Source organism: Streptomyces sp. NPDC043427 (genome assembly GCF_056436655.1).
Window position 1 is genome coordinate 262,438 of sequence record NZ_JBWKCC010000005.1, and the last position, 12,469, is coordinate 274,906.

Below are 12,469 nucleotides of genomic sequence, written 5' to 3' on the forward strand. Positions count from 1 at the left end.
CCGAGGTGGCCGCAACCGAGTTCCGCATCACCGAAGAGGCGATCCGGTGCTTCGCCACCGCGAGCGGCGACGCCAACCCCCTGCACGGCGACGCCGATTACGCCGCCAGGACCTCCTTCGGCCGCCCGATCGCGCACGGCGCGCTGGTCATCCTGCACGCGCTCGCGACCCTGCCCGCCCGGCGCACACCCCGCCGGCTGACCCGGATCACCGCCCGCTTCCACGCACCCGCCTATCCCGGCCAGCCCTACCGCCGCACCGCCGAGCGCACCGAGGACGGCTTCCACGTCCGGGTCACCGACGGCAGCCGCCTCCTGCTCGATCTGGCGGTGGCCGTCGCGTCGGGCCGTACCGCCGCCGATGCCCCGGCGGACGTCCCCGGGCCCCGGCGTACGACCGCCGCCGCCACGACCGTCGAACAGGCTGATCCCGGACAGCGGCACCAGGCCGGCTGCCCGGCCGCCGCCGACGCGTGGCGCGAACTGCTCCAGGTGATCGGAGCCGAGGCTGCCGGAATCTCCGTCCGGCACGCCCTCCCGCTCGGCTGGGCCAGCTATCTGGCCGGCATGGAACTACCTGGCCGGGACGCGCTGGTGTCCGGCCTGACCGTCCAGTACGACGACTCGGTCACCGGCGACTTCGGGGCGTGGGAGGTGCGCGCCGTCGACCGGCGCTACGGCCTGGTCGACCTGACCGGCGAGCTGCCCGGACACGGCCGCGTCGACGTACGCGCCCTGGCCCGCCGCGCTGCCCCGCAGTCCGACGTGGCACGGCTGCGCGCACTGATGCCGGCCGGCGAACCCGGGAGCGGCCGCACGGCCCTGGTGGTCGGCGGCAGCCGGGGTCTCGGCGCGAGCCTCACCCAGGCCCTGGCCCTGGCCGGCTACACCGTCTACCTCGGCCACCGCCGCAGCACCGCCGAGGCCGACGGCGTCCGCACCGCCCTCGGCGCACTGGCCGACCGCGTGCACCTGCTGCCCGGTGACGCCGCCGACCCGGCCTGGGCACAGGCCGCCCGCGACCGTGTGCTCGGCGAGCACGGCCGCCTGGACGTGCTGATCCTCAACGCCTTCCCGCCGGTCACCGCACTCACCCTGGAACCGGAGACCGACGAACGCGCCGCCGGCTACCTGCACGACGCCCTGCGCCTCGCCCGCGTGCCGCTCGCCGCGCTGTTGCCCCCGCTCGCCGAGGCCGCCGGCCGGCTCGTCGCCGTCTCGACCGCCTGGGTGGACTCCCCGCCGTCCGGCTGGTCGCACTACGTCACCGCCAAGCTCGCCCTGGAAGGCCTGGTCCGGGCCACCGCCGTGGAACAACCCCGGCTGGCCTGCACCGTCGTACGGCCCGGACGGATGCCCACCGCCTTCTCGGATTCCGTTCTGGACACCGAGCCGGTCCAGGCCACGGAAGAGGTCGCGGCAGCCGTCGTCGCCCACCTCGGTTCCCCGGCCGAAGCCGGCCGGCCCACGATCCTCGACCGCTTCGAGGAACCGGCCGCGGGACAGCACCCCGAGGAGACCACCGGCAGCCTGGTCGTCGCCGCGACCTTCACCACCGACCCGCTGCACGACGACCTCGGCGCCTGGACGGCACGTCTGAACCTGGGACTCAAGCCCGTGTATGCCGACTACGGTCAGGTCTTCCAGCAACTCCTCGACCCGGCGAGCGAGATGGGCCGCAACCGGGCCGGCTGCAACCTCGTGCTGCTCCGCCCACAGGACTGGCTCGCCGACGACGCCTCTCGCACCGCCGACGACTTCGCCCGCGCCGCCGCCGGACTGTGCGGACGGTCCGCGGTACCCCTCCTGGTCCTGCTGTGCCCCGATACACCGGACACCGACCCGACGGCGACGGCACCGCTGCGCGAGCGACTGGCCGCGGCGCTGGCCCCGGTCGCGGGCGCGCACCTGCTCGACGCCGAGGAGTGGCGCGGCGGCGGACCGGCCATCGCCGCCTGCCATGACGCCCGGCGCCTGCGCATGGCGCACATCCCCTACACCACCCCCGGATACGCCGCTCTCGCCACCGCGGCGGCCCGCGCCGCGCGCGCGGCCCTCGTGCCCGCCGCCAAGGTGCTCGTGCTGGACTGCGACAACACCCTGTGGGGCGGCGTCCTCGCCGAGGACGGCCCGCACGGCGTCACCGTCGAGCCCGGCCACCGGCGACTGCAGGAGTGGGCGCTGGAGTTGCGCGCCCGCGGTGTCCTGCTCTGCCTCGCCAGCAAGAACGACCCGCAGGACGTGGCCGAGGTGCTGCAACTGCGCGAGGACATGCCGATTCGCGAGGAACACCTGACGGCACGACGCGTCAACTGGGAGCCGAAGCCCGCCAACCTCGCCGGTCTCGCCCGCGAACTCGACCTCGGGCTCGACTCGTTCGTGATGATCGACGACAACCCGGTCGAGATCGCCGCCCTGCGCGCGGCCTGCCCGCGGCTGCTCGCGCTCACCTGCCCGGCCGACCCCGCCGACCTGCCCGGCTTCGTCGACCGCGTCTGGGCCTTCGACCGGCTCCAGGTCACCGACGAGGACCGCGCCCGCGCCTCCTTCTACGAGACCGCCGGGCGGCGCCGGGAGCTGCGTGCGGCCTCGGCCACGCTGGCCGACTTCCTCCGGGACCTGGACCTGCGCGTCGAGGTCCGCGAAGCGACGGGCGACGCGCTCGCCCGGGTCGCCCAACTCACGCAGCGCACCAATCAGTTCAACATCGCGCCGCTCAGGCGGCAGGAGTCCGAGCTGCGCGCCCTGCTCGCGGACGACCCGTCCCTGCGCTGCCGCACCGTCCGGGTCGCCGACCGGTTCGGCGACTACGGCGTGGTCGGTGCCGCCCTGCTGCGCACCGCGGGCGAGACCGCCGAACTGGAGGCGTTCCTCATGAGCTGCCGGGTGCTCGGCAAGGGCGTCGAGCACGCCTTCCTGGCCCGGCTGGCCGAGGAGGTGCGCGACACGTGCGCGGTGCTGCGGACGACGTACCGCCCCACCGAACGCAACGTACCCGCACGGCGGTTCCTGGACTCGGTGGCGGGCGACCGGGCGAGGGAGCAGGACGACGGGTCGGTCGTGTACGAGATGCCGGTCGAGGCCGCCGCCGCGGTGACGTTCCGGCCGGAGACGATCGCCGAGCAACCGGAGGAGGAGCAGGCTCACCCGGTACGGCAGTCGGCCCTGCCCGGGCACGCCGCTCTGGCCGCCATCGCGGAGGAGCCGCCGGCTTCCGTCCCGGGCGACCGGGATCCGTCCGGCATCGAGCTGCCCGCGGGCGGCCGGGCGACGGCGCTCGCGCGGATCGTCGAGGTACTGTCCCGCACCCTGGGCGTACCCGCCGCCGCGCTCGGCGCCGACACCACCGTGGAGGAACTGCGGCCCTCGTCCCTGGCCGTCGTGGACGCAACGGTCGCCCTGGAGCAGTGGTACGGCGAACTGCCGGCCACCCTGTTGTACGAGCACCGCGTCCTCGGCTCGCTGGCCGACGCGCTGGCGTCCGAGGAGGGGCCCACGACCGTCGCCGCCGAAGCCGCCGAGGACCGGCCCGCGCCCGCCACCGCCGGGGCGGCCCCGGAGGCCGCGCGGGCCGCGCCGGTCGCGGTGCCGGCCGGGCAGACGGGCGAGCACGAACACGCCGTCGCCGTCATCGGTCTGGCGGGACGGTATCCGGGCGCCCGCGACACGGACGAGCTGTGGCAGAACCTGCTCGCCGGCCGGGACTGCGTCGGCGATGTCCCGCGGGAACGCTGGGACCACGAGCTCCTGCACGACCCGGAGGGCGGCCCGGGACGCACGTACTCGCGCTGGGCGGCGCTCATCGACGGCGTGGACGAGTTCGACTCCCTCTTCTTCGGCATCTCACCTGCCGAGGCCGAACTGATGGACCCTCGCCAGCGGCTCTTCCTGGAGACCGCCCACCAGGCCCTCCAGGACGCCGGCTACACCCCGGCGGGCATCGGCCGCGCCACGGGCGTGTACGTGGGCGCGATGGCCAACGACTACGGCCTGTTCAGCGCCCAGGGCGCGCTGACGGGGGAGAGCCCCTACCCGTGGGCGGAGGGCTACCAGATCGCCAACCGGGTCAGCTACCTCTTCGACTTCACCGGGCCCAGCCTGACGGTGGACACCGCCTGCTCGGCCTCCGGCACGGCCCTGGAACTGGCCTGTGGCGCGGTACGGCGCGGCGAGGTCGACGCGGCCGTGGCCGGCGGGATCAACCTGGTGCTGCATCCCGCCCGGCACCTTCAATACGCCCAGATGGGCATGCTCTCCCGCACCGGCCGCTGCCGTGCCTTCGGCGCCGGCGCGGACGGCTTCGTGCTCGGCGAAGGCGTCGGTGCCGTGGTGCTCAAGCGGCTCGACCGGGCGCTGGCCGACGGCGACCACATCCACGGAGTGATCCGCGCGGCCGTCGCCGGCTCCGACGGACGGACCAACGGTTTCACCGTGCCCAGCCCCACGGCCCAGGCCGAGCTGGTGCGCCGCGCCCACCGCGCCGCGGGCGTCGAGCCCGGTTCGATCGGATACGTGGAGGCCCACGGCTCGGGCACCGCGCTCGGCGACCCGATCGAAGTACGCGCCCTCACCGACGCGTTCGGCGGCGCAGCGGACCGCGAGGCCTGGTGCGGCATCGGCAGCATCAAGAGCAACATCGGCCACCTGGAGTCGGCCGCCGCCGTCGCGGGCCTGACCAAGGTGCTGCTCCAGCTGCGCCACCGCACGCTGGCCCCGACCCTGCACGCGGATCCGGCGAACCCGCACATCGACTTCGTCCGCACCCCGTTCCGCGTGCAGCGTACCGCCGAGCCGTGGCAGGCCCGCGGCGGCTCGCTGCGGGCCGGCCTCAGCTCATTCGGTGCCGGAGGCGTCAATGTCCACCTGGTGGTGGAGGAGGCGCCCGCCCTGCCCGCGCGGACAGAGGACCACGAAAACCCCTGCCTGATCGTCCTCTCCGGCCGGGACGAGGAGGACGTACGGGACTACACGGGCCGGTTGCGCACCGCCCTCCTCGACACCCCGGGCCACCGGATCGCCGACATCGCGTTCACCCTCCAGACCGGCCGACAGCCGCAGGACGAACGCCTGGCCTTCCCGGCCGCAGACCGCGCCGACCTGCTCACCGCACTCGAACGCATCGCCTCGGGACGCGCCGCCGAGGTGCCCGGACTGGTCCGCGGGCGGCTCGGCGAACACCAGGGCCTCGGCGACGTGTTCGGCTCCGGCCCCGAAGGCACCGCCTTCCTGCGGGAGCGGCTGCGCGCCGGGGACCCGGCCCCGGCCGCACGGCTGTGGGTGCACGGCGCGGAACTGCCCTGGGCGGAACTCGCCGGGCCCGGGTGCCGCCGGGTCCCGCTTCCGCCGACCCGGTTCGCACCCGTACGGCACTGGCTGCCGTCCCGCCTCACGGCGTCCCTGCTGCCCAGCGGGAACGCGGGCGAGGCGGCACCGGAGGGCGGGGCCCCGTCCGACACGGTGCTCTACCGGTCCACGTGGGTGCCCGCCGCTGCCGCACCGGCCGCCGGGTCCGGTGCCGGGTTGCTCCTGGTGACCGTCGGCGGCGAGCCACGGGTTGCGCCCCACGGGCTGCCGACGGGGGTGCGGGCCGTCCACGGGGCGGACGCGGACTCCGTTCCGGGGCTCCTCGATCCCGGCGCCGACCGGATCGTCGTCCTGGATCTGCGCCCTTACGGAGGACAGTCACCCTCGCTGGAGGCCGCCGCCGCGCTGCCGCTGGCCCTGGCGCGCTGGTCGGCCGAGCACGGGCGTCCCGTCGGCTGCGCGGTCGTGTGCCGGCCCGGTGAGCCGGCCGTCGTGGCGCTGGACGCGCTGGGCCGGTCGCTGGCCCTGGAGGGGGTGCCGCTGCGGCTCGGCCGGATCGAGGTCGCCGACGACGAACTCCCGCGACTGAACGACCTGCTGGCCGAGGCGCTCGGTCCGGACCGCGAGGTGAGGCGGGACGGGGAACGACGCTGGACGCCGCGGCCGGCCCCGGCACGGCAGGCCCCTTCGGAACCGTTGCGCGGTGGTGGGGTGCTGATCACCGGCGGCGCCGGCGGAGTGGGGCGGCTCATCGCCACGCACCTGGCCGAGCGACACCACGTGCCCGCCCTCGTCCTGCTGGGCCGCTCACCTTCCTCCCCGGACACCGAGCGGCTGCTGGCCGAGCTGAGGCGGCAGGGGAGCCGGGCCGACTACCTGCGGGCCGACGTCACCGACGAGGACGCGCTCGCCGCCGCCCTCGCCCGTGCCCGCGAGCTGACCGGAGGCCTGCGCGGCATCGTCCACGCGGCGGGCGTACTGGAGGACGCGCCGCTGTCCGGCAAGACCCCTGCCTCACTGCGCAGGGTCCTGGCGCCGAAGACCGACGGCACCATGCTTGTGGACCGTCTGACCGCCACCGACGAACTGGACTTCCTCCTCCTCACCTCCTCCTTCGTCGGCTGGACGGGCAACGCCGGCCAGTGCGACTACGCGGCGGCCAACCGCTTCCTCGACGCCTTCGCCGAACGGCGCGAGCAGCTGCGCCGGCGGGGCCTGCGGCACGGGCGGACGGTCTCCGCCGCCTGGCCGCTGTGGCGGGACGGAGGCATGCGCATGCCCCGGGCGGTCATCGAACTCACCGCGACCACCACCGGGTTGCGGCCCATCCCCACCACGCAGGCGTTGCGCGCGCTCGACGCGTTGCTGACCGCCGAGTCCGGCGCCTACCTGGTCGGCCACGGCGATCAGGCCCGCATCGCCGCCGCTCTCGGCGGGCGCGAGAGCACGGTCCCGAACGTGGCCGGGGAGGGAGTGCGGGAGCGGGTCGCCGCGGAGGTGCGCACCCTGCTGAAGCTGCCCGCCGACCGGCTGGGCCCGGAGGACCGGTTCGGGGACGTCGGGATGGACTCCGTCCAGACCGTCCGCCTGGTCAACCGTCTCAACGAGGTCTACGGACTCGCCCTGACACCGGTGGCGGTCTACGAACACCCCACGGTAGGAGAACTGAGCCAGTACCTGACGACCCGTGAGCGAGTGGTCGAACCGGCGCCCCCGGCCGGTGCACCGGACCTGCCGACGGCTTCCCTCGCCCCGAGCGGCGAGCCCCGACGTCCGGTGCCCACCGGCGCGGAGCCCATCGCCGTCATCGGCATGGCCGGACGCTTCCCCGGTGCGGGAGACGTCGACGAGTTCTGGGCCAACCTCGTGGCCGGACGGGACTGCGTCGGCTCCGCCGCCGGGGACACGCACGGCGAGCGGGTCGGGGGCCCGGTGCGGTCCTGGGCGGACGGGGCCGGACCGCGGGGCGGCTTCCTCGCCGACGTGGACGCCTTCGACGCGGAGTTCTTCGGCATCTCCCCGCGCGAGGCCGCCCTCATGGACCCCCAGCAGCGACTGTTCCTCCAGACGAGCTGGCACGCCATCGAGGACGCCGCACTCGACCCGCGCACCCTCGCCGGGACCCGCACGGGCGTGTACGTCGGCGTCACCCTCAGCGACTACACCGAGCGGCTCACCCGCAGCGGCGACACCGGGCACCCGCACCTCGCCACCGGAAACGTGCACAGCATCATCGCCAACCGGGTCTCGCACCAGCTCGACCTGCGCGGCCCGAGCGAGGCCGTCGACACCGCCTGCTCCAGCTCCCTGGTGGCACTGCACCACGCGGTCACGGCGCTCCGCTCCGGCGACTGCGACATGGCCCTGGCCGGAGGTGTCAACGTGCTCCTGACGCCCACCTACTTCGCGTCGCTGACGGGCGCGGGAATGCTCTCGGCGACCGGCCGCTGCCACACCTTCGACAAGGCAGCCGACGGATACGTCCGCGGGGAGGGCGGGGCCGCGGTGCTGCTCAAGCCGCTCGCCCGGGCCCTCGCCGACGGCGACCCCGTGCACGCCGTTCTGCGCGGCATCGCCGTGGGCCACGGCGGCCGGGCACACTCCCTCACCGCGCCCCGCCCGTCCGCTCAGGCCGAGGTGGTGACCGCGGCGCTCCGCGACGCCGGGGTGCCGGGCCACTCGCTGGCCTACGTCGAGACGCACGGTACCGGCACGGCCCTGGGTGACCCGATCGAGATCGAGGGACTGCGCACGGCTCTCGGCGGCGCCGGCGAACGGCCGGACGGGTGTGTCCTGGGCGCGGTCAAGGCGTCCGTCGGCCACCTGGAGTCGGCCTCCGGGCTGGCCGGGCTGATCGCCGTCGTGCAGGCGATGCGCCACCGCACACTGCCGGGCACCCCGCACGTGACGGAGGTCAACCCCCACGTCGACCTGTCCGACGGCACGCTGCGGCTCGCCACCCGCCCGGAACCCTGGGAACGACGCGACCCACAAGAGCCCCGGCGGGCCGGCGTCAGCTCCTTCGGCTTCGGCGGCACCAACGCCCACGCCGTCCTGGAAGAAGCGCCGCAGACCCCGGCCGAGCCGGTCACGGAACCCGGGCCGCAGGTCGTCACGCTCTCGGCCATGGATGACGAGCGGTTGCGCGTCTACGCGGAGCGCCTGCACCGTTTTCTCACGGACACCGACACCCCGCTGGCCGACCTCGCCCACACCTCCCGCACCGGGCGCACCCCGCAGCGCCGACGGCTGGCGCTGATCTGCCGGGACACGGCCGAACTGCGCGCGAGACTCGCCGACTTCCTCGCCGGCCGGGAGCCGGACGCACCGCTCTCGAGCCCGGTTCCGGCCGCCCTGGCCGACGCCGTACGCGCGTGGACGGCCGGCGGCACGGTGGACTGGTCGGCGCTCTTCCCGCAGGGCGGACGGCGGGTGCGGTTCCCGGTGTACCCGTTCGACACCGGCAGGCGGTACGGTCCGCCCGGTGCGGCGAGCGGCACCGGCGAGGGAGCGATCGAGCACCGTCACGACGACGCCGGCCGCCCTGGCCCCGCTACCGCCGCTGATGCGGAGGCGGTCCCCCAGGAGGCGCCCCACGGCCCTAGCCCTCAGACTCCTGTCGGTACCGACGCCCACCGGGCGGACGGGGCCGGGCCGCAGAGCGCGGGAAGCGAGGTCCGGTACGAGCCCGCGCTGCTGGTCCGCTCGTGGGAGACCGTGCGGGCGACGCCCGCCGTGCCGGACGGGCGCCGGCCGGTGTGCGTGCTGCTGCTCGGCCGCGACACCACGCTGCCGGTGACCGCCGCGCTGCCTGGCGCCGACGCGGCCGAGTGGATCGTCGTACGGGAGCTGTCGGCGCTGCCCCGGCTCGGCCCTGACGAGTACGATCTCGACCCGGACGACGGCGCGTCGGGACGTGCACTGGGCGAGCGGCTGCGCGCGGCACATCCCCGGCTGGACGCGGTGGCGGACCTGACGGACCTGGCCGGGGCACAGCGCCTGAACGGCCAGCTGGGCCGCGTGGGTCTGCTGCAGTCGCTGGTGTCCGCCGCCGACGGCCGGCCCTTGCGGCTGCTGCACCTCACCTCCGGCGCGGCCGACTCTCCCTGGCCCGCCGCCGCCCGGATGGCATGCCTCGTCCGCTCGCTCGGCGCCGAGTACTCCCACGTGTCCGCCACCACGGTCACCTGCGACACCCCCGCCGGTGACGGCGAGGCGCTGCTGCGCCTGGTCGAGAGCGAACTGGCCCTCGAGGCGGGCGAAGCGGAGGTGCGGCTGGGCGACGGCCGGCGGCTCGCCACCCGGCTCGTCCGCCTGCCGGACACGGAGCAGACGCAGGTGCGCGTCGATCCGTCCCGCACGTATCTGATCACCGGAGGCACCGGCGGGCTGGGTCTCGCGGCAGCCCGGCGACTGGCCGAACGCGGCGCCAGGCGGCTTGCGTTACTCGGCCTGCGTCCGCTGCCGCCGCGCTCCGCGTGGGACACGGACACCTCCGACGAACGCTTGGCCGGACTCCTGGAGCTGGAACGAAGGGGAGTGCGACTTGCCGTACATACAGGTGAGTTGACCGACCTGCGAGCATTCCTCGGCCGGGTGCGGAGTGAACTCGGGCCCATCGGCGGTGTCCTGCACTGCGCGGGATCCGTCGACCACCGCACCCCCGCACTCGTCCACAAGGACCCGGCCGCCGTCCGGGACACCTGGCAGCCCAAGGGAGAGGGGCTCCTGGCGCTGCTGGACGAGCTGCGCGAGGACGCACCGGAGTGGATCGTCCTGTACTCCTCGCTGTCGGCCACTGTGCCGGAGCTGGCCGTGGGGATCGCCGACTACGCCGCCGGCAACGCCGTACTGGACGCCGTGGCCGAACGGAGCGCCGGGCCCACCCGGATCCTCTCCGTCGCCTGGGGCAGCTGGTCCGGAGCCGGCATGGGCGAGGTACGCAGCCCCCGTTACACGGCGCACGGCTTCGCCCCGCACACCGTCGACCAGGGCCTGGACCTCCTGGAAACCGCCCTGGCAACGGGCCGCTCCCACTGCGTGGCGGCCGCGGTCGACCCCACCGTGTGGCCCGCACCGGCCACCCCGCCCGGAGCCGAGGAGGAACCCGTGACCGAGCAGGACCCCGGTGACGTGACACAGCCGGCTGTCGCCGCGGCCGTCGCCCGACTGCTGGCCCGCGCCCTGCTGATGCCGGTCGAGCGGGTCGGCCCGGACACGCACTTCACCCAACTCGGTGTCGACTCCATCCTGGTGGCCAACATCGTGGCCCAACTCGACGATCTCGTGGGGGAGTCGCTGTCGCCGTCCCTGGTGCTGGAGCATCCGACGTCCGCCCGGCTGGCCGCCTACCTCCTCGAACACCACGCGACGGGCACCGCCCGGTGGATCCGGGGCGAGAGCGGCTCCGAGCCTGCCCCGGCCGGCGATCCGGTCGCCACCACCGGACAACGAGGCACGGCTACCGTTCCCACGGCATCGGGTACGTCGGAGACCGGCGACCACCTCGTCGCCGTGATCGGTGCCGCCGGTCGCTATCCGGGCGCACCCGACCTGGAGCGGTTCTGGCAGTTGCTGCGGGACGGCCGGAGCGGCATCGCCGAGGTGCCCGCCTCCCGCTGGGACCACCGCCGGCTGTGGGCACCCGAGCGGGCGCCGGGCCGCAGCGTCAGCAAGTGGGGCGGATTCCTGGACGGCATCGAGGAGTTCGACCCGGAGTTCTTCGGCATCGACCCGGCCGACGCGAGCCACGTCGACCCGCTCGTACGGCTGTCGCTGGAGACGGTGGAGGAGACCCTGCGCGACGCGGGCTACTCCCGGGAGGACCTGGCCGGACGGCGGATCGCGTTCTTCATGGGATCCGGCACCAGCACCTATGGCAGCCGGGTGGCCGTCCCGCACCGCAACTCGGTGACCGGCCTCAACCAGAACTTCATCGCCGCCCACGCCGCCCACGTCTACGACCTGCGTGGACCCCACGTGACCGTCGACAGCGCCTGCTCCTCATCGCTGACCGCGCTCCAACTGGCCCTGCGCGCCCTGACCGCCGGGGACTGTGAGGCCGCGCTGGTCGGCGGCGGCGACCTGCTGCTGGACGAAACGCCCTTCCTGAAGCTCAGCGCCTCCGGGGCGCTCTCACCCGACGGTGCCTGTCATGTCTTCGACGCCACCGCCAACGGCATCGTGCTCGGCGAGGGCGTCGGGGCGGTGCTGCTGAAACCCCTCGCGCGGGCACTCGCCGACGGCGACCGGATCCACGCCGTGATCGAGGCCTGCCTGCTCAACAACGACGGCCGCACGATGGGCCTGACCACCCCCAACCCGCAGGCCCAGGAGGAGCTGGTCGCCGACACACTGGCCGCCGCCGGGGTCACCGCGGACACGGTGACGTACGTCGAGGCGCACGGCACCGGCACCATGATCGGCGACCCGATGGAGCTGCAGGCGCTGACCCGCGCCTTCCGCCGCACCACGGAGGCGGTGGGGCACTGCGCGGTGGGCAGCGTGAAGTCCAACGTCGGCCACCTGCTGATGGCCGCCGGCATGGCCGGGCTGCACAAGGTGATCCTCTCGCTCGTCCACGGGACCATTCCGCCCACCCTGCACTGCGAGCGGCCCAACCCGCGCTTCGCCTTCGACACCTCGCCGTTCCGGCCGGCGCTCTCCGCCCAGCCCTGGAGACCGGCGGGCGGCGCGGTGCGGCGGGCCGGGCTGAGCGCCTTCGGGTTCGGCGGCACCAACGCCCATGTGCTGCTGCGCGAACTGCTCCCCGAGGAACGGCTCGCGTACCGGCCCCGCCGCAACCCGCTGCCGCCCGCCGAATACCGCCGCACCCGCCACTGGCTCGACCGCCCGGGGGCACCGGAGCAGCCGCGCCCGGCACCCCGACCACTGCTCGCACTCGAACCTGAACCGGGCCTGCCCAGGGCGACCGCCTCGCCGCAGCCGGGCCCGACCGTGCCCGCAGCGCCGCCGTACCGAGAGCCGTCCACGGCTGCCGTACCGCCGTACCGAGGGCCGTCCGCGGCCGTCGTACCTCCGTTCCAGGAGCCGGCCGTCGTACCTCCGCCCGGGCCCTCCGGCCCTTCCCTCCCCGAACCCCGTCACCGGCCCGCCGACGTGGTCCGCAGGCCCATGCTGGAACTCCACGAGGAGCTGACCTGACC

At 74.9% G+C, this 12,469-nt stretch carries 1 protein-coding gene; it reads left to right on the forward strand.

Annotation, left to right across the window (positions count from 1 at the left end; genetic code table 11):
* Positions 1–5: 5 nt before the first annotated feature.
* The gene (locus tag AC067M_RS13200) at positions 6–12,467 is read left to right on the forward strand and encodes an SDR family NAD(P)-dependent oxidoreductase (protein WP_478697098.1); all 12,462 of its coding nucleotides are present in this window, start codon (positions 6–8) and stop codon (positions 12,465–12,467) included.
* Positions 12,468–12,469 lie beyond the last annotated feature (2 nt).